26 protein-coding genes are annotated in these 24029 nt (G+C 60.6%); 9 read left to right on the top strand and 17 right to left on the bottom strand.

The annotated features are described in order from the left end of the window. Positions 1–97: 97 nt before the first annotated feature. The gene (locus tag M1D88_RS07460; RefSeq protein WP_458113902.1) at positions 98–442 is read right to left on the bottom strand and encodes an HPr family phosphocarrier protein; all 345 of its coding nucleotides are present in this window, start codon (positions 440–442) and stop codon (positions 98–100) included. A 165-nt stretch (positions 443–607) separates the two neighbouring features. On the opposite strand from M1D88_RS07460, the gene M1D88_RS07465 reads away from it, so the two are divergent. After that, positions 608–1399 (top strand): GntR family transcriptional regulator, encoded by a 792-nt coding sequence (locus tag M1D88_RS07465; RefSeq protein ID WP_458113903.1) that lies wholly within the window; start codon positions 608–610, stop codon positions 1397–1399. 102 nt (positions 1400–1501) lie between these two features. Here M1D88_RS07465 and qcrB read toward each other — a convergent pair whose 3' ends face one another. From qcrB to ctaE, 4 genes are all read right to left on the bottom strand, one after another. Next, on the bottom strand, positions 1502–3181 hold the full coding sequence (qcrB, locus tag M1D88_RS07470; RefSeq protein ID WP_458113904.1) for a cytochrome bc1 complex cytochrome b subunit: 1680 nt from the start codon (positions 3179–3181) through the stop codon (positions 1502–1504). Beyond that, positions 3159–4235 (bottom strand): cytochrome bc1 complex Rieske iron-sulfur subunit, encoded by a 1077-nt coding sequence (qcrA, locus tag M1D88_RS07475; RefSeq protein ID WP_458113905.1) that lies wholly within the window; start codon positions 4233–4235, stop codon positions 3159–3161. Before qcrA ends, qcrB begins: the two co-directional genes overlap by 23 nt. 99 nt (positions 4236–4334) lie before the next feature. Further along, positions 4335–5123, bottom strand: coding sequence for a cytochrome bc1 complex diheme cytochrome c subunit (gene qcrC, locus M1D88_RS07480; protein ID WP_458113906.1), 789 nt, complete (start codon positions 5121–5123; stop codon positions 4335–4337). An 86-nt stretch (positions 5124–5209) separates the two neighbouring features. After that, positions 5210–5848, bottom strand: a complete 639-nt coding sequence (ctaE, locus tag M1D88_RS07485; RefSeq protein WP_247040469.1) for an aa3-type cytochrome oxidase subunit III — start codon at positions 5846–5848, stop codon at positions 5210–5212. Positions 5849–5995: 147 nt separating this feature from the next. Between ctaE and trpD the strand changes: the two genes are divergently transcribed. Next, positions 5996–7054, top strand: a complete 1059-nt coding sequence (trpD, locus tag M1D88_RS07490) for an anthranilate phosphoribosyltransferase (protein ID WP_458113907.1) — start codon at positions 5996–5998, stop codon at positions 7052–7054. Positions 7055–7060: 6 nt separating this feature from the next. On the opposite strand, the gene M1D88_RS07495 is transcribed toward trpD, so the two are convergent. Together M1D88_RS07495 and M1D88_RS07500 are read right to left on the bottom strand one after the other, a co-directional pair. Further along, positions 7061–7342: an Lrp/AsnC family transcriptional regulator gene (locus tag M1D88_RS07495; RefSeq protein ID WP_458113908.1), complete on the bottom strand. Its 282-nt coding sequence runs from the start codon at positions 7340–7342 to the stop codon at positions 7061–7063. 67 nt (positions 7343–7409) lie between these two features. Then, positions 7410–7838, bottom strand: coding sequence for a DUF3054 domain-containing protein (locus tag M1D88_RS07500; RefSeq protein WP_458113909.1), 429 nt, complete (start codon positions 7836–7838; stop codon positions 7410–7412). A gap of 50 nt (positions 7839–7888) precedes the next feature. Between M1D88_RS07500 and M1D88_RS07505 the strand changes: the two genes are divergently transcribed. Both M1D88_RS07505 and M1D88_RS07510 read left to right on the top strand, forming a co-directional pair. Then, a complete protein-coding gene (locus tag M1D88_RS07505; RefSeq protein WP_458113910.1) occupies positions 7889–8260 on the top strand; it encodes a VOC family protein in 372 nt (123 codons plus the stop codon). A gap of 68 nt (positions 8261–8328) precedes the next feature. Then, entirely contained in the window at positions 8329–8712 is a 384-nt protein-coding gene (locus tag M1D88_RS07510; protein WP_458113911.1) for a VOC family protein, read from the top strand. A 21-nt stretch (positions 8713–8733) separates the two neighbouring features. Here the strand turns inward: M1D88_RS07510 and M1D88_RS07515 are convergent, their stop codons facing one another. Continuing rightward, entirely contained in the window at positions 8734–10035 is a 1302-nt protein-coding gene (locus M1D88_RS07515; protein ID WP_458113912.1) for a GntP family permease, read from the bottom strand. Here M1D88_RS07515 and M1D88_RS07520 point away from each other — a divergent pair. Beyond that, positions 10013–10150 (top strand): hypothetical protein, encoded by a 138-nt coding sequence (locus M1D88_RS07520; RefSeq protein ID WP_458113913.1) that lies wholly within the window; start codon positions 10013–10015, stop codon positions 10148–10150. The genes M1D88_RS07515 and M1D88_RS07520 overlap by 23 nt on opposite strands. A gap of 22 nt (positions 10151–10172) precedes the next feature. On the opposite strand, the gene M1D88_RS07525 is transcribed toward M1D88_RS07520, so the two are convergent. Continuing rightward, positions 10173–10724: a gluconokinase gene (locus M1D88_RS07525; protein WP_458113914.1), complete on the bottom strand. Its 552-nt coding sequence runs from the start codon at positions 10722–10724 to the stop codon at positions 10173–10175. Positions 10725–10948: 224 nt separating this feature from the next. Between M1D88_RS07525 and M1D88_RS07530 the strand changes: the two genes are divergently transcribed. Continuing rightward, positions 10949–11647, top strand: coding sequence for a FadR/GntR family transcriptional regulator (locus M1D88_RS07530; protein WP_458113915.1), 699 nt, complete (start codon positions 10949–10951; stop codon positions 11645–11647). A gap of 19 nt (positions 11648–11666) precedes the next feature. Here the strand turns inward: M1D88_RS07530 and ctaD are convergent, their stop codons facing one another. The 8 genes from ctaD to M1D88_RS07570 all read right to left on the bottom strand — a co-directional run bounded on the left by ctaD (position 11667) and on the right by M1D88_RS07570 (position 20422). Beyond that, positions 11667–13424 (bottom strand): aa3-type cytochrome oxidase subunit I, encoded by a 1758-nt coding sequence (gene ctaD / locus M1D88_RS07535; protein ID WP_458114468.1) that lies wholly within the window; start codon positions 13422–13424, stop codon positions 11667–11669. A 217-nt stretch (positions 13425–13641) separates the two neighbouring features. Continuing rightward, positions 13642–13848, bottom strand: a complete 207-nt coding sequence (locus tag M1D88_RS07540) for a hypothetical protein (RefSeq protein WP_458113916.1) — start codon at positions 13846–13848, stop codon at positions 13642–13644. A 416-nt stretch (positions 13849–14264) separates the two neighbouring features. Then, positions 14265–14957 carry an urea ABC transporter ATP-binding subunit UrtE gene (gene urtE, locus M1D88_RS07545; protein ID WP_458113917.1) on the bottom strand — a complete coding sequence of 231 codons (693 nt, stop codon included), beginning with the start codon at positions 14955–14957 and terminating at the stop codon, positions 14265–14267. Then, positions 14957–15760: an urea ABC transporter ATP-binding protein UrtD gene (urtD, locus tag M1D88_RS07550; RefSeq protein ID WP_458113918.1), complete on the bottom strand. Its 804-nt coding sequence runs from the start codon at positions 15758–15760 to the stop codon at positions 14957–14959. Before urtD ends, urtE begins: the two co-directional genes overlap by 1 nt. Further along, entirely contained in the window at positions 15757–16938 is a 1182-nt protein-coding gene (gene urtC, locus M1D88_RS07555) for an urea ABC transporter permease subunit UrtC (protein WP_458113919.1), read from the bottom strand. The genes urtD and urtC overlap by 4 nt, the downstream gene beginning before the upstream one ends. Beyond that, on the bottom strand, positions 16935–17819 hold the full coding sequence (urtB, locus tag M1D88_RS07560; protein WP_458113920.1) for an urea ABC transporter permease subunit UrtB: 885 nt from the start codon (positions 17817–17819) through the stop codon (positions 16935–16937). The genes urtC and urtB overlap by 4 nt, the downstream gene beginning before the upstream one ends. 43 nt (positions 17820–17862) lie before the next feature. Next, positions 17863–19077 carry an urea ABC transporter substrate-binding protein gene (gene urtA / locus M1D88_RS07565; RefSeq protein WP_458113921.1) on the bottom strand — a complete coding sequence of 405 codons (1215 nt, stop codon included), beginning with the start codon at positions 19075–19077 and terminating at the stop codon, positions 17863–17865. 352 nt (positions 19078–19429) lie between these two features. Continuing rightward, a complete protein-coding gene (locus M1D88_RS07570; protein WP_458113922.1) occupies positions 19430–20422 on the bottom strand; it encodes a LacI family DNA-binding transcriptional regulator in 993 nt (330 codons plus the stop codon). Between the two features lie 104 nt (positions 20423–20526). Here M1D88_RS07570 and M1D88_RS07575 point away from each other — a divergent pair, with 104 nt between their 5' ends. The 3 genes from M1D88_RS07575 to M1D88_RS07585 are packed head-to-tail and all read left to right on the top strand — an operon-like array spanning position 20527 to position 24025. Next, on the top strand, positions 20527–21648 hold the full coding sequence (locus M1D88_RS07575; protein WP_458113923.1) for a Gfo/Idh/MocA family oxidoreductase: 1122 nt from the start codon (positions 20527–20529) through the stop codon (positions 21646–21648). After that, entirely contained in the window at positions 21645–22469 is an 825-nt protein-coding gene (locus M1D88_RS07580) for a TIM barrel protein (RefSeq protein WP_458113924.1), read from the top strand. Before M1D88_RS07575 ends, M1D88_RS07580 begins: the two co-directional genes overlap by 4 nt. Further along, on the top strand, positions 22469–24025 hold the full coding sequence (locus M1D88_RS07585) for a glycoside hydrolase family 31 protein (protein WP_458113925.1): 1557 nt from the start codon (positions 22469–22471) through the stop codon (positions 24023–24025). Before M1D88_RS07580 ends, M1D88_RS07585 begins: the two co-directional genes overlap by 1 nt. Positions 24026–24029: the final 4 nt, after the last annotated feature.

The raw sequence follows: 24029 nt of genomic DNA on the forward strand, positions 1-24029 counted from the left end.
GTTATAGATGTACGACGGCGGGCCCCACCTTTTGGTGGGGCCCGCCGCATTTAATACCTTCGCCTCCGGGATGATGCCCAGTCACGCAGAGATCAAGTCACGAAATGGCCGCTTGGTCCGACGCAAGGGCGGGCAGCCGCGACACCCGTTGGTCCGTTTCCATCGCCTCCAACAGCGCACCCAGGGCCGTCAACGCGCCCTCGGCGTCTGTCAGGAGGAATCCTGCGGGGAGGGCTTCCGGGTCCACAGACAGCTCAACCTCACACCCGCACTCAAAGTCCGCCGTCATGACCTCCAGGAGGGAGCGCGCATCCACCGGGGATATGCCTGCTTTGCTGATGGTCACCGGAAGCCCCGTCTCCGTGACGGCCCGGACAAACCGCGCTGCCGGCCGGGCATGGAGCCCTATTTCTGATTCCACGATCGCCTTACGCACTGGCATCGCAACTCCTTCTCTGCAGCGGCACACAGCCACTGTTTGATCAACCAATCCAAGGGTAGCCGTGCTGCCTTCAGAGCGTGCAATTCGAGACGAAGGGGTGGTCTAGACCTTTGCCTGTCGTGGCCTAGGCTTGTCTCATGAAAAACTATCGGAAGGGCCCCACTGATGCCTTCTGACGCTGCCCGCATCGTCGGGGACATTGACCGCAAGAGCGGCACTCCCATCTACATTCAGCTTCGGGAACTACTCAGGGCCTACATAGGTTCTTCGTGCCCGCCTGGTTCAGCGCTCCCCTCGGAAAGAGATCTGGCGGAGCGGTTTGGGCTGGCAAGAATGACTGTCAGGCAGGCAATTGATGCTCTCGTGGGGGAGGAGGTTATTGAGCGCGTGGTGGGTCTCGGTACTTTCGTCCGCAGGCCCAAGCTCGACCTCCAGGTTAAGCTCACGTCCTACACCGAAGAGATGCAACGCCGCGGCATGGTTCCCGCAGCCAAAGTCCTGAGCTTCGAGCAGATTGCAGCCAGCGCCTTCCTGGCCCGTGAACTGCAGCTGGAGGAAGGGACGGCCCTGGTCCGGTTCCGAAGGCTCCTGTTGGCCGATAATGAGCCGATGAGCGTGGACGAGAACTTTATCCCCGCCCACCGTGTCCCAGGTCTGCTGGACGGTGAGCCACCCACGTCCCTGTACAACGTCCTGAGTGAACGCTACGGACTCGTCATGGAATGGGGCGAGGACATGATTGAGGCGACGGCAGCCACTCCTTCAACTGCGCGTCTTCTCAATGTTGAAGTGGGCTCGCCGCTGCTGAAGATCCAGCGCCACGCCTTCGTTGCCAGGGCGATGGTGGACTATTCCGTCTCGTATTACCGTGCTGACCGCTATAAGCTCTGGGTGCCCTTGCAGCGTCCAGGGGTGCGGCCCACGCGGAACTATGCGTCGGGTTACCGGCAGCAATAGCAGCACCTTCCAAGAAACTCAGCTCCAAGCAAAGACGTAAGGCCCGGTCCAATGGACCGGGCCTTACGTGGTTCAAAGCAATTGTAGCGATTGTGACCGCTACTAGTGGGTGAGGCTCCGTTGTTCCTCTGCCGCCTCTACAGCTTCGTGCTGCCCGTGATGGCCATGGGCTGCTTCAAGCTCTGCAGGTGTGGCCGGAGCAACGCGGTCCTCGAAGAACAGCTTGGAAAGAGCGGCACGTCGCTTCTCTTTCTTCGTGACGATTCCGTGCTCGTTCGGAACAGCCGGAAGCGGTGCGGGCGATTCGAAACCGACCAGCTTGTAACGCTTGTACTCGTCCAGCGGAGCGTGGACCTCGATGAACTCACCGTGGGGCAGACGTACGATACGTCCTGTCTCGCGGCCGTGGAGTGCGATCTCACGGTCCTTGCGCTGCAGGGCGAGTGCGACACGCTTGGTGACGATGAAGGCGAGCACCGGGCCGATGAAGAACAGCGCGCGCAGCCAGTAGGTGACATCGTTCAGGGACACATTGAAGTGTGTCGCAATGAGGTCAGAACCAGCAGCCGCCCACATGACGCAATACCAGGTGAAGCCGGCCATTCCGATTGCGGTACGCGTGGGTGCATTCCTCGGACGGTCCAGAACGTGGTGTTCGCGGTTGTCCTTGGTGATCCACCGTTCGATCCACGGATACATGAACATCACCGTGAAGAGGATACCGGCAGGAACCAGTGCCGGCAGCAGCACGTTGAGCGTCAGGACGTAGCCAAAGATCACGTACTCGAAGTGGAAGTCACCAATGACGCCAGGCATCAGGCGGAGGGCCCCGTCAACGAAGCCGATGTACCAGTCAGGCTGGGTGCCTGCAGACACAGGGGAGGGGTCGTACGGGCCATAGTTCCAGATCGGGTTGATCGTGAAGAACGCTGCCATCAGTGCGATAACACCGAAGACGATGAAGAAGAACCCGCCGGCCTTTGCTGCATAGACAGGGCCAAGGGGGTAGCCAACAACGTTGCCGTCATTGCGGCCGGGACCGGGGTACTGCGTGTGCTTGTGGACAACCACCATAAAGAGGTGCAGCACAATCATGAGCAGGATCAGGGCCGGGACCAACAGAATGTGCAGCATATAGAGCCGGCCGATGATGACCGTGCCTGGGAACTCCCCGCCGAAGAGGAAGAACGAGATGTACGTTCCGATGACCGGAATGGACTTGATAACGCCGTCGATAATGCGCAGGCCGTTGCCGGAAAGCAGGTCATCGGGGAGTGAGTAACCGGTGAAGCCGGCGGCCATGGCGAGGATCAGCAGGACTCCGCCGACAACCCAGTTGAGTTCACGGGGCTTGCGGAAGGCGCCCGTGAAGAAAACACGCAGCATGTGAACGGCAATCGAGGCCACGAATAGCAGGGCCGCCCAGTGGTGTACCTGGCGCATGAACAAACCGCCACGGACATCAAAGGAGATGTCCAGCGACGAGCTGTACGCAACGGACATTTCGACGTTCTGCAGCCCGGTGAAGGAGCCGTCGTAATGGGTCTCCGCCATGGACGGGTCGAAGAAGAACGTGAGGAAGGTGCCCGACAAAAGAAGGATGACGAAGGAGTACAAGGCGACTTCGCCGAACATGAAGGACCAGTGGTCCGGAAATACCTTGCGGCCAAATTCCCGGAGGATGCCCGAGCCGCCAACGCGCTCATCTACAAAGTCCGTGATTCGGCCGGTTTTTGTTTTAGCGACGTAGGCGGGGGCTTCAGCTCTTGATGCTGCGCTCATGCTCATCACGCTCCCAGTAACTCGGTCCTACAGGTTCATTGAAGTCGCTCGTAGCGACGAGGTAGCCCTCGTCATCAACTGCAATTGGCAGCTGGGGGAGAGGACGGCTGGCCGGGCCAAAGATAACCTTGCATTCCTTCGTCAAGTCAAAGGTTGACTGGTGGCACGGACACAGCAGGTGGTGCGTCTGCTGCTCGTAAAGGGCAACTGGGCACCCGACGTGGGTGCAGATCTTGGAGTAGGCAACGATTCCGTTGTAACCCCAGTCTTCGCGTCCCGGCGAGGGATTCAGGGACTCAGGATCCAGGCGCATCAACAGAACGACGGCCTTGGCCTTTTCGTTCAGTTTGCCTTCGTGGAGTTCGTTGAGGCCTTCAGGTATGACGTGGAAGGCGGAACCGATGGTGACATCCGCTGCCTTGATCGGGGTTCCATCGGGGTCACGGGTGAGGCGCTTGAGCTTGCCGTCCTCGGGTGCCCACATGGTGTGGGCCAAGGCCTTGTCAGGACGGGGGCCGAGGTCACCAAAGATGGCGATTGCAGGCCAAGGGGCGAAGAAAGCAGCACCAAGGAGGGTGTTGCGGATCAGCGGCCGGCGCTTGATGCCTGTTTCCTCGACAATGTCGTCGACGATGCGCACGGCGGCCTGGCGGTCCTCCTCGAGGCGGACAGCATGACGCTCTTCGGATACTTCGTGGTCCGGCATAAGGGCCTTGGCCCAATGGACAATGCCGGTGCCGATGCCAAGCATGGCAAAGGCGGTACCCAGTCCCAGCAGGGCGTTCTGCAGCCGGATGTCCGCGATGGTGGCGCCGGAGCCTTCCCCCAAATCGATGACAAAATACGCCACCAGGAAGATAAAGGTGCCAACGACCGAAAGGCCAAACAGAAAGGCTACCTGCCGTTCTGCTCGTTTCGCGGCCCGCGGGTCCGTGTCAGCCAGGCGCAAACGATGCGGAGGAAGTCCAGGATCCTGGAACTTCTCCACCTCATTCTGACCAGCCGTAGCTACGGTGCCCGAGTGGTTCGGACTGCCGTCACTATGGTTGCCCATGATTCGCCTCATCCTTCTCTCGTCTCGGTCGGTGCCGAGTTAGTTTTCAATTCCTATCCGCCTGATCGGCGGAAATTCTTACGTGGTCCGGAGCGGCAGCTATGACGTCCGGGAGGTTAGCCAGATGGTGAAGGCAATGATGACGCCGAGACCGGCGATCCAGACAAACAGACCTTCAGCAACCGGGCCCAATGCCCCGAGATCTGCTCCACCCGGCGAACCGTTGTTTTCGATCTGCTTCAGGTAGGTGATGATGTCGCGCTTGCCCTCAGGGGAGATGTTCGCGTCGTTGAATACGGGCATGTTCTGCGGACCCGTAGCCATGGCCTCGTAGATGTGCTGGCCGGAAACCCCGGCAAGGGGCGGTGCGTACTTGCCCCTGGTCAGAGCACCACCGGCAGCAGCAGCGTTATGGCACATGGCGCAGTTGACGCGGAACAGCTCTCCGCCTTCAGCTGCATTGCCCTTCTCGTCCAGGAGTCCGGCTTCGGGGATGGACGGGCCGGGGCCGAGGCTGGCAACGTAGGCTGCGAGCTGACGGGTCTGCTCTTCGTTGAACTGAACCGGCTTTTCCTGCGCCTGCGGACCGTTCATCTGCATCGGCATGCGGCCGGTGCCTACCTGGAAGTCGACAGAAGCAGCACCTACGCCGACCAGGGAAGGGCCATCCTGCGTTCCGCTTGCACCCATGCCATGGCAGGTTGCACAGTTAGCGGCGAACAGCTTTCCGCCTTCTTCTGTGTCCTGCTCAGTGAAGTTTGTAGTGGAAGCCTTGGCCTGGTTCATGGTGGTGGCAACGGCGTACAGCCCACCCGTGACCAGGAGGCCCATCAACAGCAATGCTATTGCGGCCAGTGGGTGACGTCGCTTCTGCGAGAGTGCCTTCACGTGGTGGTTCCTTTATTCGATGGTGCGCCGGCTCCGGGAGCCGCTTCTTGAAATTCTGCCTCTTGTAGAAAAAGAGTCAAGTCGGGCTACTTCAGCACGTAGATGACCATGAACAGGCCAATCCACACGACATCGACGAAGTGCCAGTAGTACGAGGTGACAATTGCCGACGTTGCCTCGAAGTGCCCGAACTTTTTCGCGGCGAAGGAACGTCCCATGATGAAGAGGAAGGCAATGAGTCCGCCAATGACGTGGAGGCCGTGGAAGCCGGTGGTCATGTAGAAGGCTGAACCGTAGGCGTTGGAGGAGAGCGATACGTGCTCGGAGACCAACATCGCGTATTCAGTGGCCTGCCCCGCAACGAAGAACGCACCCATAAGGAACGTCAGCGTAAACCACTCGTTCATTCCCCAGCGGGTGAACTGCAAAGCTCCACCGCTTCGGCGCGGTTGCAGGCGCTCAGCAGCGAAAACGCCCATCTGGCAGGTAAACGAGCTCGCCACAAGGACGATGGTGTTCACCAAGGCGAAGGGGAAGTTGAGCTTGGCAGTCTCCTCGGCCCACATCCCTCCGGATGTCGAACGCAAGGTGAAGTACATGGCAAAGAGGCCGGCGAAGAACATCAGCTCACTGGACAGCCAGACCACGGTTCCTACGGAAACCATATTCGGGCGGTTGAGCGTCGGGTGCGCCGGGGTACTGGGGGCATGGGTCGCAGCAGTCACATAGACATTATGTCTGCAAAAGTTCGTCCTGCCCAACGCAAACCGGGTTTTCCGGGGACTTTTTCTACAAAGACGCGAATTCGCGCGAAAAAGTTCCCGACTGCGTTCACATTGGTCTGGCAGCATTCGCCTCGATAGCATCAGGAGGTGACTTCACAGGTATCTGCGCAGCCGCCCGTTAACACGTGGCCCCGGCTCATCTCGGCATTGATCCATCGCACGGACCTCACGGCAGAAGATACCGAGTGGGCCATGGGCAACATCATGTCCGGGGAGGCGACCCCTGCACAGATAGCCGGATTCCTCGTGGCGCTCAGGGCCAAGGGCGAAACCGTTGATGAACTGTCCGGTCTGGTGAAGGCCATGGTGGCTCACGCGAACCCCATCAGTATCTCCGGCGAGAAGCTGGACATCGTGGGCACAGGCGGAGACCAGTTGAACACCATCAACATCTCCACCATGGCTGCCCTTGTGGCAGCTGGAGCCGGTGCCCGCGTGGTTAAGCACGGCAACCGGGCTGCTTCATCTTCCTCCGGTTCCGCTGATGTTCTCGAAGCGCTCGGAGTCCGTCTGGATCTGGCCATTGACCGTGTGGCCAGGAATGCTGAAGAGGCGGGAATCACTTTCTGCTTCGCCCAGGTGTTCCATCCATCGTTCCGCCACACCGCTGTTCCCCGCCGGGAACTTGCCATACCCACGGCCTTTAATTTCCTTGGTCCACTGACCAACCCCGCAAAAGTACAGGCGTCCGCCGTGGGCGTGGCCCACGCGCGGATGGCGCCGCTGGTAGCGGGCGTGCTGGCGCGCAGGGGCAGCCGCGGTCTGGTATTTCGCGGCGACGACGGCCTGGACGAGCTGAGCACCACAGGGCCGTCCACCGTCTGGGAAATCCGGAACGGCCAGGTGGAGCGGGAAACCTTCGACCCCCGCGAACTCGGGATCCGTCCGGCGACGATGGAGGAACTCCGTGGCGGAGACGCCCAGGCCAATGCCGCCGTCGTGCGTCAGGTTCTTTCAGGCAGTAAGGGACCGGCGCGGGACGCCGTGCTGCTGAACGCCGCGGCTGGACTGGTGGCTTTCGATGTGACCGCAGAGGGGCCGTTGCTGCAGCGGATGGGCGCAGCCCTGGTCAAGGCAGAGGATGCTGTTGATTCCGGTGCGGCTGCGGCAGTGCTGGACCGCTGGGTTGCCCTGAGCCAGGGCTAGGTTGTTCTACTGCTCGAAACCCAACGCGAAGGCGGCGTCGAGATCGTGCTGTGAGTAGGCGCGGAAAGCGATGTGGGTTGTCGTATGGACAACTGCCGGAACCTTGGAAAGCTTGTCGGCAATGACGTCCGCAAGTTCCTCGTGGCGGGAAACGCGGGCAACTGCGATGAGGTCCCACTCGCCGGTAACCGAATAAACCTCGCTGATGCCCTGGATCGCGGAGATTTCCTCCGCCGTTTCCGGGATGCGTGAGGCGTCTGTTTTGATCAGGACAAAAGCGGTGATCACTGCGAACCCTTCCGGATCGGTTGCGCCATTGCCATTCCGGCCGGCCCTTGAATCTGTGTTGCCCAGCCTAGTGCATCTGCCTCTGGCGGGCGCGAAGGTGCATGAAGGCCGTCACAGCAAAACGGTGGCCGAGGAGGAAGACCCCAAGGGTCACCAGGGCGACAATGATGAACGTCACCACCACCGTCTGATCAGTCAGGGCCCGCAGCAGCATTCCGATGGCAACCGTGCCGAGCCAGACGCCCACTCCGGCCGGCCATGGCGAAAAGGGTGCCTTCCAAGCGAACATCATCAGCCACATTATTGCTGCACCGGCAAGGAAGGGCCAGGCTGTGAGGAGGACTCCTGTAATGACGTCCCCACGCTGGTGAGCCTCCCGGCCCAAGGCGGCGAAGACGAGAATCAGCAGGGTATCCGCGGCGGCGGCCCAGATGACACTAGAGGCAGACGTCTTGGCAGCTGTAGTTGGCACAGGGGTCCGGTGAGGGGAAGTCATAGGATCAACACTAGGCATGAATCCGGCACAACCACGCCTTGGAGGAAGAAGTGATCCTGCTGCAAGTCGCGCAAAGGGCCATTGACCTGAATCGCGCCGCCTCATTCTATTCGGAACTGCTGGGCACCCGGCCCACCGGCCTTTTTGACCCTCCGGGTCTTTTATTCTTCGACTTGCAAGGCGTCCGCCTTCTGCTGGATCGGGGCGCGCCGTCGTCGCTCATCTATCTCGCCGTGCAGGACGTCCGGATTGAGATTGAACGGCTTCGGGAGAGGGGCGTGGAAGTCGTCAGCGAACCGCAGGTGATTTTCAACCACGGCGACGGACAGCTGGGGCCAGCAGGAACCCAGGAATGGATGGCCTTCATCAAGGACTGTGAAGGCAACACGGTAGGGCTGGTCAGCCAACTGCCGCCGGACTAGGCTCTGGTCACATGCACAGGGGAGGCCGGTCCGTCCGTATGCCCTCAATATTCGAAGATTCCAGGATCATGGAAGTTGCCCGATACGGAGATGAGGGCCCCGGGAAACTAGGGGAGGCCATGACCGTCCAGTTCGAGTTGGGAGACCGTGAGTTCACGGCACTGAACGGGGGGCCCGGCTTCACTTTCAATGAAGCCATCTCCTTTATGGTGCCCTGTGCCAACCAGTCAGAAGTCGACAGATACTGGGACAACCTTTCCGACGGCGGCGAAGAAAGCCAGTGCGGGTGGCTGAAAGACCGGTTCGGAGTGTCTTGGCAAATCATTCCTGACAGGCTGGGCGAGTTGCTGGGCGGACCTGATCCTGAGGGAGCCCAACGTGCAATGCAGGCCATGCTCGGGATGCAGAAGCTCGACATTGCGACATTGGAGAAAGCCTACGAAGGGACCTGAGCTGACCCGCCCAGCCGGGAACTAGCCCGCCAGCCCCGCAAGAACAAAGATGGCGGAGGCGATGGCGAATCCCATAACGCCGATCAGCGTTTCCATCACGGTCCACGTAGCCAGCGTCGTCTTCACATCCATTCCAAAGAATCGACCCACGAGCCAGAAGCCTGAATCATTGACGTGGGAGACCACCACCGAGCCGGCGGCGACGGCGATGACGAGGGCTGCGACCTGCATGCCGTTCAAGCCTGCAGCAGCAACGGCCGGGGCGATCAGGCCCGCGGTTGTGGTCAAGGCAACAGTGGCCGACCCTTGCGCAATGCGGAGGATGGCTGAAATGAGGAAACCTGCCAGGATGAGCGGGATTCCAATGTTCCCCAGCACGCCGGCGAGAGCCGAGCCAATTCCTGATGTCCGGAGCACACCTCCGAACATGCCGCCAGCGCCAGTAATGAGGATCACCGAACAAACCGGACCCAGCGAGGATTCGAGCAGCTTTTCCAGGTCACCGCCATGGGTTCCGCGCCTGGCGCCGAGGACGAACAGTGCAACCAGGACCGCAATCAGCAATGCCACTGGAGTTTCTCCCAGCGTGCGGAGAAGCTGGAACCAGAACTCGTTCTTGACGGCCTCATCCAGGACGGCGGAGGAAGCGAGGGTGTTGAGCCCGGTGTTGACGAAGATCAGCAGGAGGGGCAGCAGCAGCAAGCCGATGATGGTGCGGAACCGGGGCGGATTTGCTTCGGCGGCTGCAGAAGCATGTCCCAGCAGTTCCGGCACGGGGAGTACCAGCCGCTTGCCGGTCCAGAGCCCGTACAGATAGGCCGTCACATACCAGGTGGGGATAGCCGCGATAAGGCCGGCAATCATCACCAGGCCAACATTTGCTTCGAAGAAAGCGGACGCGGAGACCGGCCCGGGGTGTGGCGGCAGGAAGATGTGCATCACAGAGAACGCCCCGGCGGCAGGCAAGCCGTAGCGCAGGACACCCCCGCCAAGGCGGTGCGCGACGGCGAAGACCACCGGCAGCATCACCACCAGCCCGGCATCAAAAAAGATGGGGAAGCCGAAGATCAGCGACGCCAGCCCCAAGGCGAAGGGCGCCCGCTTTTCACCAAAGACCCCGATCAGATAATCGGCAAGGACCTTGGCACCGCCACTGGTCTCAACAATGCGTCCGAGCATTGCGCCCAGCCCGACGAGCAGCGCCACCGTTCCCAGCGTGGTGCCGAAGCCGTTGACCAGCACTGGAACCACTTGGTCCGTGGGTATGCCTGTGGCAAAGGCTGTCGCAAGGCTCACCACGATGAGCGCAATGAGTGCGTGCATCCGCAGCCTGATGATGAGGAACAGCAGGACGGCGATTGCCGCAGCCGCTATCAGCAGCAGCGGAACTGCGCCGAGCGTTTGGGTCCATCCTTCGATGGTCATGATTCTCCTTTGAAACAGGTCTGGGAATGAGGGCTTTATGCAGGGGTGTGGATACTTGCTTCGTCATCGTGCAGGCGGAGAGCCGTTATGACCGTTTGAACGAGCTGTGTGGGGGCTTGCGCGATATCCAACCGCATGCTGCCGGCTGACAGCTCTGAGGTGTCCAGCGGTTCCAGCGCTGCCAGCTGGCTGGGCAGCAGGGTTGTAGGCATGAAGTGGCCTTCCCGTCCCCGCATCCGCTCGGCCAAAAGGGATGCATCGCCGTCGAGGTGGATGAAAGCAACACGGCCGTGCGCCTCGGACAAGAGGCGACGGTAGCTTCGCTTCAGGGCGGAGCAGGTTAACACTGTGCTGTTGCCGCCTTCGGCTTCGGCCGTCATCCAGTCCCGGATGCCAACCAGCCACGGCCAGCGGTCAGCGTCCTCCAAGGGGACGCCCTGACTCATTTTGCTGATGTTCGACGGCGGGTGGAATTCGTCCGCTTCTGCCCGGGCCCAGCCAAGCGCTTCGGCAAGAGCTTCGGCGATGGTGGGCTTGCCAGCACCGGCAACGCCCATAACCACAAGGTGGGTAGGAGGACACTTCATTGTTTTAAGCTCCGTAGAAGACGACGCTGGCTTGGTAATGCTCAGCAGCAGGAAGCTGCTCCGAAATAAGATAGCACCATTGGAGCTAATAGGTAGCATCTTTTGTAACACAGGTCATACCTTATGACCGGCAGTCGGGTATTCTAGGAGTGCTGTTTCTGGCTGCCAGATCCAGTACAGACGAGAGGACTGCGATGTCGACGGCGACACAGGGGAGCGGGGCAATGGCCAATGCGGCTGCTCCCGCGTTGCACCAAAAAGTCCTGGATTCGCTGGGTGAGGCAATAGCGTCTGGAGAACTGGCTCCAGGGCGCCGCCTGACCCTGGATGAGATCCAGCAGAAGTACGGAATTTCGCGGACCCTGGCGCGCGACATCATGCAGGTCCTCGAGTCAATGAACCTTGTCTATTCCCGCCGTCGAGTAGGCATTGTCGTTCAGGAGCCGGCGCACTGGAACGTCTTTGATCCGAAACTGGTACGGTGGCGGCTCGCTTCCGAGCGCAGGGCTGAGCAATACAGCAGTCTGACCGAGTTGCGTATCGCCGTCGAACCTATCGCAGCGGCCGGGGCCGCCCGGCGGGCAAGTTCAACGGAACGAAGCCGCTTGGCAGGGTTGGCGGCGGAGCTCCGCCAGTACGGGGAGGCAGGGGATCAGGAGTCGTTCCTGGCCGCAGACATAGCGTTCCACCGTCTGCTTCTGAACAGCTGTGGCAATGAGATGTTCTCAGCCCTGGACAGCATGGTGGAAGAAGTGCTGACAAGCCGCACGCGACAAGGCCTGATGCCGTTTCATCCCAGCCCTGAGGCTCTGCGAGCGCACGAAGAGGTTGCTGCCGCTGTTGCCTCTGGTGATGCAAGGACAGCGGAGACAAGCATGCACCAGATTCTTAATGAAGTCCGGAACGCCATGGGCCTGGAATAGCGCCCGGGTTTAGCTCGACCTACTCATCGGGATTTGGGCTGCGTACGTCCTTCTCCCCGATGTCAGCCGCTCCCAGGACATCCGCTGCAGGAGAATGCGTGGGCTCATGTTCCCGGACGCGGATCTCCGGATGATGAAGGTCCAGCGCGGGGCGCTCGGAGCGGATCCGGGGCAGCGAGGTGAAGTTGTGCCTCGGCGGCGGACAGGACGTGGCCCACTCGAGTGAGCCGCCAAAGCCCCAAGGGTCATCCACCTCCACTTTTTCCCCGGCCCGCCAGGTGATGTACACGTTCCAGAAGAACGGGATCATGGAGGCTCCGAGAAGGTATGAACCGAAGGTGGAGAACTGGTTCATTAGTGTGAAGTTGTCTTGGGGCATGTAATCCGCGTAGCGGCGGGGCATACCTTCAACGCCCAGCCAGTGGTGGATGAGGAACGTGCTGTGGAAGCCCAGGAACAGCATCCAGAAGTGGATCTTGCCGAGGCGTTCGTTGAGCATTGTTCCGGTCCACTTGGGCCACCAGAAGTAGAAGCCGGCGAACATGGCGAACACAACAGTGCCAAAGACCACGTAGTGGAAGTGCGCTACCACGAAGTATGAGTCGGACAGGTGGAAGTCCAGCGGCGGCGAAGCAAGGATGATGCCTGTCAGGCCGCCGAAGAGGAACGTTGCCAGGAACCCGATGCTCCAGAGCATGGGGGTTTCGAACGTGATGGACCCGCCCCACATGGTGCCGATCCAGTTAAAGAATTTCACGCCGGTGGGAACGGCGATCAACATGGTCATAAAGGCGAAGAACGGCAGCAGGACCGCGCCTGTAACGTACATGTGGTGCGCCCAGACCGTTACGGACAGGGCACCAATGGCGATGGTGGCATATACAAGGCCCTTATAGCCGAAAATCGGTTTGCGGCTGAAAACGGGGAAAATCTCAGTCACGATGCCAAAGAAAGGCAGGGCGATGATGTACACCTCAGGGTGGCCGAAGAACCAGAACAGGTGCTGCCAGAGAATCGCGCCGCCGTTTTCCGGATTGTAGACGTGGGCGCCGAACTTGCGGTCCGCGCCCAGCCCGAACAGTGCTGCGGCCAGCGGCGGGAACGCCATGATCACCAGGATGGCCGTCACCAGCGTGTTCCAGGTGAAGATCGGCATACGCCACATGGTCATGCCGGGTGCACGCATGCAGATGATGGTGGTGATGAAGTTAACGGCTCCGAGGATGGTGCCGAAACCCGAGAGCGCCAGTCCGAAGACCCACAGGTCACCGCCAAGCCCCGGGGTGAAGGTGGTGTTGTTGAGGGGGGCATAGGCGAACCAACCGAATGAAGCCGCCCCTTGGGGGGTGATGAAGCCGGCCATGGCAATCGTCGAACCGAAGAGGAAGAACCAGAATGCGAGGGCATTCAGTCGCGGGAAGGCAACGTCCGGGGCGCCGATCTGCAGGGGCATGATGACATTAGCGAAACCGGCGAACAATGGCGTTGCAAACATCAGCAGCATTGCCGTGCCGTGCATGGTGAAGAGCTGGTTGTACTGTTCCTTGGTCTGCACGATCTGCATTCCAGGTTCAAACAGTTCGGCACGGATGACCAGAGCCATCACCCCTGCCAGTAAGAAGAACACGAAGGACGAGATCAGGTACATAAAGCCGATCGTCTTGTGATCTGTGGACGTGATCCAGTTGACGATGACGCTGCCCTTGCGCTTAGGCACCACCTGTGGGGAAGCGATCGGCGCTGCGGTACCACCGGTTGCATACTTATAACTGGCCAAGGTCACTGCCCCCCGGACTGCTGACTACGCGTGCACGCCATCATCGGCTCTTTTCGGGTGTGCATACTGTGCCACCGCTCGGCTGCAGTGGCCGCCAATTCCCGGCCGCGCACCGGAGCCGGGAACGAGGATCCGCCACGCCTGTCGTGAGGGATCCTTCTTCGAATTTACTGACGCCGCACGGTCCTGTCCATAGCTCTCAGGCACCCTGCCATTACTAGCTGCTCGTCTCATAGGCGAGGTCATCAATCGCCCAGGCAAGAGCACGCATGTCGAACCAGGAAACGGGCAACAAGTCGTGGATAAAGGCGTCGAATTCAAAAGGATCACAATCTCCGCCATGGGTCCAGTACTGGATCCATAGGTCGACCAACGCCAGATCGTCCCGCTGTAGCAGTGTCCTCGCCCTCAACCGCAGGTCCATAACCAATCCTTGCTTCTGCTCCTGCAGCAGCACAAGATCAGCGGGACCCTAACCGGGCAACCCAGGCTGTCACCCGTTTACCGGGTCGCTAAACCACGGGAGAAAGGCCCGGTGAGGACATTGATACAAACACGAAACGTTGCGTCGAGGCCAGGAAACATTGCGAGGTTACGCTGATGCCTAGTTGGACAACGAGGTCCAAGAAAACAATGAAAGGAAATACTGATGTTGTTTGCGAGCAGCCTTACTCTCTTTCTCGATTACCGTGGCAAAGACGACGACGCCCACTCCGGGGGCCCGGAGAATGCCACAGCCTTTCCAAGCGGCCAACTGACTTCGAGCGCTTGGGAAGGCTGGTGGCACGACTAACGCACCTGCCAGCTGCCTGACGCCGTCGGTGACTGGTTCCTGCCGGGCTAGATCAGCATCGCCTCCCGCACCCGTTCCGCTGAGCCGGCCCCTCCCTCGCCGCTGGAACTGACCCTTCCGGACGCGAGCACGTAATAGCTGTCAGCCGCCTCCAACGCGAAGCCCAGGTGCTGCTCCACCAGCAGGATTTGCATGCCGCTGCGGCGGCCGAGATTGATCACGGTCTGCTCAATCTCAGCCACAACATTCGGCTGGATACCTTCTGTCGGTTCATCCAGGATGAGCAATCTGGGTTCCGTGATCAAGGCCCGCGCGATCGCCAGCTGTTGCCGTTGGCCACCCGAGAGCAAGCCTGCCCGCCGCTCGAGCAGAGGCCGAAGAACGGGGAACATATCCAGAGCCTCGTCCACAAGCCGCTTTCCATCCTTGCGGCCGTCGGCCACTAGCTGCAGGTTTTCCAGAGTCGTCAGCTGCCCGAACGATTGTTGGCCTTGGGGAACATAAGCCATGCCACGGGAAACCCGCTGATGCGGCCTCAAACCAGCTATGTCCTCCCCATCGAAGGTGATGGTGCCCTTCATCGGCTTAAGGAGCCCGACGACGGAACGGAGCAGTGTGGTCTTCCCGGCACCGTTGTGACCCAGGATGGAAACCACCGAATCTGCCGGAACGCTTATGTTCACATCGGTGATGATCTGAGTGCGGCCGTAGCCTGCCTGCAGACCTGTGATTTCAAGCATTACTCGCCTCCCTCTTTGGCACTGCCCAGATAGACTTCCTGCACTCTCCGGTCTGCCTGGATCTCGGCGACACTGCCCTCACTGAGGACCTTCCCGGCGGCGAGGACAGTTACTGACGTGGCAAATTCCCGGACGAAGTCCATATCGTGCTCAATGACCAAGGCGATGCGGCTGGCCCCTATTTTCCGGAGCAACTCTCCGGTCTCGTTCCGCTCATCCTGGCTCATCCCTGCGATGGGCTCATCAAGCAACAACAGGTCCGAATTTTGGACCAGGAGCATTCCGATTTCCAGCCATTGTTTTTGCCCGTGCGAGAGCACGCCCGCCTGCTTTTCAGCCAAATGACCCAGCCCTACAAGCTCCATCGCCTCTTCGACGGCAGGCTCGGTCTTCCTGCGGCGCCGCAGAAGCTCCAGGGCTCTGCGGCCTGAGCCGGCAGCGATATCAAGGTTCTGCAATACAGAGAGATTCTCAAAGACGCTTGCTGTCTGGAAGGTACGCCCCACACCGAGGCGGGCGATCTGATGAACCTTCCGGCCCAGAATTTCCGTGCCTGTATGGTTGACCGAACCGGAGGCGGGAACGAGGCCGGTGATGGCATCAATGACCGTTGTCTTTCCTGCCCCGTTGGGCCCGATGAGGAAGCGAAGGTCACCTGGTGAGACGTCGAGGTTGACCTTGTCCACTGCAACAAAACCATCAAAGACGACGGAAAGGTTCCGGATTTTCAGGTACTGGGCTTGTCCTGTCGGGAGTCCTCCTGCGTTCGGCTCGTCCGGGGACAGCAACACTGGAGACTTCATCGGTTGGCCTCTTCCCGGATAACTACTGTCTTCACGTCTAACTCATCAGATGCCGGCAGAGGGACGCCGCCCTTAGCGGAAAATGCGCCGGTACCACCGTCGGCTTCCGTTCGTACACCCGCCCTTTTTTGTTTAATCAGGTTGGCCATTACCCCCGGAACTGAGGCCAGTCCGCCAGGCAGGAACCCGATCACCAGCACAAAAAGCAGGCCCTGGAAGTAGACCCAGAACGATGGGAAGGACGAGGCAAGGCTGGTCTGTGCGACGGCAACACCCAAAGCCCCCAATACGGGTCCCAGAAGGGTTGCCCTGCCACCGATCGCCACGCCGATCAGGAAGGCGATGGAGGGGACAACGCCGACATCGGCCGGCGAGACGATGCCAACTATGGGGACGAACAGCGCACCGGCTATTCCGGCCATTGCGGCGGCCAACACATACACAGCCGTCTTGACGGTCGCGGGGTCATACCCGAGGAATCTGACGCGTTCCTCCTGGTCCCTGACGGCTACCAGCAACTCACCGAACCGGCTGTGCATCAGTTGCCGGGCGGCAGCCATCATCAGCAGCAGCAGGATCACGGCAATGGAATAGAGCATCACTTTGTTGGCTGGGTCCTGGAGGTCAAAACCGAAAAATGACCTGAATCCGCTCAAACCGTTGGAGCCTCCTGTGGTTGCTTGTTGACCAATCAGGAGAACGGCGAAGGCTGCGGCCAAAGCTTGGCTCAGAATTGCAAAGTAGGCGCCTTTGACACGGCGTTTGAAGACAGCGAGGCCCAGAATAAGGGCCACCAGTCCTGGCAGCAGTGCCACGGCGAGCAGTGTGACTGCCGGGCTGCGGAAGGGCTCCCACCAACCCGGTACGTCACCGCTCCCATAAAGGGACATGAAGTCCGGTACCCCTGTCCCACCAAACAGGGAAGCGTCCGCCAGCTTCATGTGCATAGCCATGATGTAAGCGCCCAAGCCGAAGAAGACGCCTTGGCCCAGGGTTAACATGCCACCCCGCCCCCAGGCGAGACCGATTCCGACAGCCACAATTGCGAAGCAGATGAACTTGCCCAGCAAACCGAGGCTGAAGACCGACAGCATGGAGGGTGCCACAACGAGCAGAAGAACGGCGGCGAGTATGAATCCGGCCCGCACACCCCAACGACTGCGAATAAGTTCCCTCATGCAAGGCTCCTTGTCTTGAGACTGAAGATTCCCTGAGGCCGCAGCTGCAGGAACACCACGATCAGCACCAGGATCAGCACCTTGCCAATACTGGCGGTTGTGCTGAATTCGAGGGCAGATTGCAGGACGCCGAGTGAAAAAGCGGCAATCACGGCGCCCTTGATCTGCCCCACCCCTCCCGCGACGACCACGAGGAATGCATCCACGATGTAGTTGGTGCCAAGGTAGGGGCTGGTTGAGCCGATAAGGGTAACGGCTACCCCGGCTATCCCTGCCAGCCCCGATCCAACGAAGAACGTGAGCTGATCTGTCCGGCGGGTGGATATCCCGCTCGTCTCGGCCAGATCGCGGTTCAGGACAACGGCCCGGATGCGACGTCCCACGGGGGTTCCCCTGAGTAGGAACGCCAAGGCAGCCAGGCAGAGCAAGGACAGAATCAGGATGAAAAGCCGGGTAAGGGGAATGGGGGAGCCGAGCAGTTCGACGTTCCCTTGGAGCCAGGCAGGCGCCCGGACGTCCACACTCGGTGCGCCGAACACATCCCTGGCCACTTGTTGCAGGATCAGGGCCACACCAAAAGTGACCAGCAGGGTGTCCATCGGGCGGTGGTACATGCGCCGCAAAAGCACGGCCTCCAGCACCAATCCCATGAGCCCGCCCACCAGGAAACCCACTGGAATGGACACCAGGAGCGAAATGCCGGCGTCGGAAATGCTCCGCTGCACCACGAAGGCTGTGTATGCACCCGCCATCATGAATTCGCCATGGGCCATGTTAATGACGCCCATTTGCCCGAAGGTCAGTGACAGTCCAAGTGCCGCCAGCAGGAGCACGGAGCCGAGACTCAGCCCGGCAAACATCTGTCCGATCAGGAGTTCCATTCCAGTGGGCCTCTCTTCTGTTGACTATGCGGTCCGGAAAGGGCTACTTGGCCAGATCCTTTGCCCAGTCGTAGCTGGTCAGGAAGGGATCAGGCTCGACGGCCTTCGGCGCGGACCACACCGTGTCAATCAGCCCGTTGGAATTGATCTTGCCGATGCGGGGTGTCTTCGTGATGTGGTTGTTTTCTCCGTTGACGGTGACCAGGCCCTCGGGCGCTTCGAAAGTGACACCGTCGGCCGCCGCCTGAATCCTGTCCACCTCAAACGAGCCGGCTTTCTCTGCCATTGCTTTCCATAGGTACAGCGACGTGTAGGCCGCTTCCATCGGATCGCTGGTCACGCGGGCCTCGCCGAACTTCGCTTTGAAGGCTGCGACGAACTTTTGGTTGGCTGGCGTATCAAGGGTCTGGTAGTAGTCCCAGGCGGTGAGCTGGCCCTCGACGTTGTCCAATCCCACCCCCGGAACCTCCTCCTCGGCGATGGACACAGAGACCACGGGCATGCTCTCCGCATTCAGGCCCACGCTCTTGTACTGGCGGAAGAAGGCCACATTGCTGTCACCGTTCAGGGTGTTGAAGACGGCGTCAGCCTTGGAGTCGCGGACCTTGTTGACGATGGTGGAAAACTCCGTGGATCCCAGCGGTGTGTACTCCTCTCCGACAACCTTCATGCCATGGGCGGCCGCATAGGCCTGGATGATCTTGTTGGCGGTTCTGGGGAAGACATAGTCGCTGCCCACCAGGAAGATGGACTTCGTGCCCTGTTCCGCGAGGTAGTCCAGCGCCGGGATGATCTGCTGATTGGTGGTGGCGCCGGTGTAGAAGATGTTCTTGGACGCTTCAAGTCCTTCATATTGGACCGGGTAAAACAGCAGGGCGTCGTTGGCTTCGAAGACGGGAAGCATGGCCTTGCGGCTGGATGAGGTCCAGCCGCCGAACACCGCTGCTGTACAGTCCTGCTGAATGAGTTTCCCTGCCCGTTCAGCAAACTTGGTGGGTTCGCTGGCTCCGTCTTCACTGACTACTTGGAGCTGTTTTCCCAGAACACCGCCTGATGCGTTTATTTCCTCGGCGGCCAGGGTGAGGGAGTCAAATACGGTGCTTTCGCTGATCGCCATAGTCCCGGACAGCGAATTGATGAAGCCCACCTTGACGCTGCTGCCTGAGGTATCAACGCAGGAACTGCCGGTGCCGGTGGTGGATCCGGCGGAAGCCGGACTGCCGATCTGGCTGCCGCAACCAGCCAGTACAGTCACCATGGCTGCCGCAGCCATTGGGAGGAGAGTGCGCTTAGATACCGAAACCTTCACTATTTACCTGCTTCTTACTCCGCGTTGCCTCGAGGCAACGGTTGGCCTCCCGATCCTGATTTCGAACCGTTGAGGTCAATCTAGGAGTGGATTGTTTCAGCGTGGGCGGCACTTCATTTCCAATCCGTTTCCTCTTTTTCTCCTGTCTTGGGTTGAAGGCGTCCACGGGAAAAATACCTGCCGGCGCGGCGAATTTCGGCAGGGGGAGGTTGAGGTTCTGGTCGGCAGGAAAGGTTAAATTTACATTCGGGTAATCTGGCGCCCCGTCATTTGCCATCTCGGGGGGAAATAAACATGTGAGCTAGGCCCGAGGAGGGGCAGTCGTCTTGCGGATAACTAGATGTGGAGTTCTCATAACATGGGCAGGACCGACGGTTCCTTCTATCCGATCCACGGCCCGGTCGACGGCGGCGGCGGCAAGCAGCGGCGCGTCCTGGCTCACGGACGACAATTGCACATAGCTGAGACGGGCCAACTGGCTGTCGTCATAGCCGAGAACAGACACATCGAAAGGAACCTGCAGGCCGATTGCGCGGAAGCCCTCGATCAGGCCGAGGGCCGATCTGTCATTGAAGGCGATGACGGCTGTCGGCAGGTTGTCCCGCAAGGACCGGGCTGCTCGCAAGCCGTCCTCCTCACCTGGCCCGCCGGGGATGACTGGCGCCTCGAGCCCCCTGCGCTGCATCTCGCTGCGAAAGGCTTCGCTGCGCTGTTGGGCTGACACTGCTGTACCGCCGTCGACATGGACTATGTTGCGGTGGCCCAGACCCGCGAGGTGTTCCACGCCAAGGCGGAGGCCGGCGCGATCGTCGCTGCTGACAGAGTCCACAAGCTCACCAACGTCATTACGCAGGAGGCTTACGACAGGCACCTGACCTGAGTATTGGCCAAGCTCCTCTGCGGTGAGGGTCGGCGAGATCATGACCAGTGCTTCCGAGCCGAAATCCAGGAGGGATTCGACGGCGCGGGTTTCGGTCCGTCCGTTGGCCACAGCGCTCAAGGCTATTTCGTATCCACGTGAACTGGCCTGCGCGTATGCCGCATCCACGATTTCGGCATGGAAGGGCTGGGAACTGGAAAAACTGAGACCGATCAATTTGGTGCGGCTGCTGCGGAGTAACCGGGCCCGGCTGTCCGGCCTGTAACCGAGTTCCCGGGCGGCCTGGAAGACTTTTTGCCGGGTGGATTCAGCCGCGCCTGGTGCACCCCTCATCACGATGGAGACCAAAGCCCGCGAGACACCTGCCGCCTGGGCAACGTCCATCAGAGTCGGCCTGCGCTGTTCTTCCTTCATATTCCTCCTCCCCTTCAGTATATAGAACGATCTAGACATCACACGGGAGGCGTGCCAACATGGACGGACTAGAACGATCTAGTGTCATGAGCACAGGAGTATTTATGAGTTATCTTCAGCATCCGGTAAAGGACGCCAAGCTTGTCCGGGTCGCCTTGATCGGCGCTGGCTGGATCGGCAGCTTCCACGCGGAGTCCATTGCCCTCCGGATACCTGCTGCCCGTCTTGACGCGGTTGCAGACCCGGATCTTCTGGCGGTTGAAGCCTTGGCCGGCAGGCTGGGAGTCGGCAAGATCAGCGCGGATCCGGCCGATGTGATCAACGACCCGGACATCGATGCCGTCCTGATTGCCGCACCTGTGCGCTTCCATGCCGGCCTGATCGCGGCCGCTGCTCGCGCGGGCAAGGATGTGTTCTGCGAGAAGCCCGGCGGGCGCACCGTTGAGGAACTCGATGAAGCCCTGAATGCGGCCGACACGGCAGGAGTCAACGTTCAGTTCGGGTTTAACCGCCGCTATGCGGCGGATTTCGCCGCTGCACGCAAGCTCATTGACGACGGCGTAGTGGGCACACCACAGCTGATGCGCTCCCTGACCCGAGATCCGGGCACCTCCGCCGGAATTGGCAACCCGGAGCGCATCGCACCCGGAACAATCTTTCTGGAAACGCTCATCCATGATTTCGACACCCTGAACTGGCTCAATCCGGGCGCCGTTCCGGTCCATGTCCATGCTGTCGCCGACGCCCTCGTGGCCCCGGAAGCCAAGGCGGGAGGGCTGCTGGACACCGCCGTGGTCACCGTCACCTACAGCAACGGAGCGATTGCCGTGGCCGAGGCAAACTTCAACGCCCTCTATGGCTATGACGTCCGCGGTGAAGTGTTTGGTTCCGCAGGAATGGTCACGGCGGGCGGACCACAGGAGTCCAGTGCGACCACTTACACCGCTGCGGGCATAGGCGCTGCGACCGTGCGGCTGAACGTTGACCTCTTCCGCGAGGCCTATACAGCGGAATTGAGTGACTTTGTTGACACGGTGAAAGCACGCCGGGACGGTGTCCAGGCGAAGGCAAAAAACCGTCCGGGAGGGGCTGATGCCCGCAACGCCTTGGCTGTGGCGCTGGCAGCGTTTCGTTCTGCTGAATCCGGGATGCCGGTGGACGTTGCAACGATTGCTGAACTGGTTCCGGCTGAGCCGCAGTTCCACCCGGTGGGGGAGACCGCGTGAGCTTCCGCCTGGCTGTCTGCGCCGAGATGGTTTATGGCCATCTGCCCCTGATCGAACGTGTGACGCGTATTCACGAACAGGGTTTCGAGGTGGAACTGTGGGACACCCGGGGACGGGACATCAGCGCGCTTGCAGCCACTGGCGCACGTTTCTCTTCCATGAGCGGCTACTTTGGCGGGAGCCTGATCGACCCGGACGACGCCGACGAAGTACTTGCTTCAGCTGAAAAGCTGATTCCCACAGCCCTGGAACTAAGTGTCGAGCGAATGGTCGTGCATCCGGCCGAACTGGGAGAGGGCGGCCTGGCTGTTCGCCCGGTTCACCGCTCTACAGGGCAGATGTGGCTGACCGCCCTGCGTACACTCGAACGGCTTGCGCTCCTGGGTGAGAAGCACGGTGTGACGTTCGCACTGGAGAACCTGAATACCATCATTGACCATCCGGGAATACCCCTGGCCCGGGTGAAGGACACCCTGGCTCTGGTCTCGGCCGTTGACCACCCGAACGTGAAGATGATGCTGGATCTCTACCACGCCCAGATCGGGGAGGGAAACCTGATCGAACTCGTCCGGGCGGCTTTGCCCTGGACAGGCGAAATTCAGGTGGCGGATGTTCCGGGGCGGTTTGAACCCGGCACCGGAGAAATCAACTACCGCGCAGTCGCAGCAGCGCTCAAGGATGCCGGCTACTCGGGCGTCATCGGTTTGGAAGCCAGCCCTTCCGGCGGTGACGGCCTGCAGGCAGGCGATGCGGCCCTGGCTGCTTTCGGGGCAGCATTCAGTAGTAACATTCCATCTTCCGACCCTTTTCAGGAGCTTTAGTGTCCAAGAACGCTGCGATGATTACCGTCGAGCTGCTGCCGGGGGAGCACTGGTGGGGCGGCGCCGTCGCCGATGGGCAGGCCATGCCCTTCGGACTCAGCCCACACCGACGGGATCTGGCCGTGAACGCCGGCTTCGCAGATGATCCGAGCGCGGGGGCAAACCAGTCGGCGCCCTTGCTCGTCTCCAGCAGGGGCAGGGTCTTATGGTCGGAGAGCCCTTTTGCCTTCGCCTTCGCGGACGGTCAGCTAACTGCCGACGGCGGAGCTAAGCTCTTCGAGGCTGCCGGAGGGACACTGCAGGACGCCTTCCTTCTGGCCTCGCGGAGCTTCTTCCCGCCGTCGGGCCGGATGCCCGCACGCGAACTCTTCGACGGTCCGCAATACAACAGCTGGATTGAAATGCCTTATGCGCCTACCCAGGAGGGCGTGCTCGCCTATGTAGACGGGCTGCTCGACGCCGGATTCCCGCCCGGGGTACTCATGATCGACGACCGCTGGTCTGCCGATTACGGCGACTGGCGGTTCGATGCCTCTCGTTTTCCGGATCCGGCTGCCATGGTGGAGCAGCTGCATGCCAAAGGCTTTCACGTAATGCTCTGGCTCGTACCTTTTATCAGCCCGGACAGCGATCAGTTTCGTGAATTGCGGTCACGCAGCTTGCTGCTCGCCGGTGCGGACGGGGAGGTGATCGTGCGGGAGTGGTGGAACGGCTTCAGTGCCCTTCTTGATGTAACCAATCCCGAGGCAGGCAAGTGGCTGTTGTCGCATCTGGATGCCCTGCGGGACGAATACGGCGTTGACGGATTCAAATTCGATGCCGGGGACTTGCGGGACTACCGCGACGGCGACCGGCCAGTGTACGGCAACGGCCCGGTTGACCTCTGCGAGGCCTATGCGAGGCTTGGCCTCAACTACGGGTTCAATGAGTACCGGGCCTGCTGGAAGATGGGCGGACAGCCACTTGCCCAGCGTTTGCACGACAAACCTCCGACGTGGGGTACCGACGGATTGCTCTCACTCATTCCGGAAGGCCTCGCCCAGGGCCTCATCGGCCACGCATTCACTTGCGCAGACATGGTGGGTGGGGGTGAACTTACTGCCTTCGCGCCAGGCACCGCCGTGGACCAGGAACAGTTCGTACGCTACGCCCAATGCGCAGCCCTGTTCCCGATGATGCAGTTCTCCATATCACCGAGCCGTGTGCTGGACAACGAGCACCTCGCCGCGGTGCGCTCCGCCGTCGCAATACGCCAGGAACTGCTCCCGGAAATCCGAGCGTTGGCCGAGCATGCCGCAGAGACCGGCGAACCGGTCATCCGCCCGCTTGCCTACCACTTCCCTGGCTTCGAACATGTGAAGGATCAGTTCCTCCTGGGCGATCGGATACTGGTGGCGCCGATCCTTGCCCGGGGCGCGGTTCGCCGCATTGTGGTGCTCCCGGGCGGAACATGGGTAGGCGCCGATGGGACCGAACACGGCGAGGGGCTGGTTGAGCTGGAGGTGGGACTCAGCAGCCTTCCCGTTTTCAGGCGCACAGACGCAGGGCCTCGCTAAAATT

The sequence above is a fragment of the Arthrobacter sp. R1-13 genome (assembly GCF_054161475.1).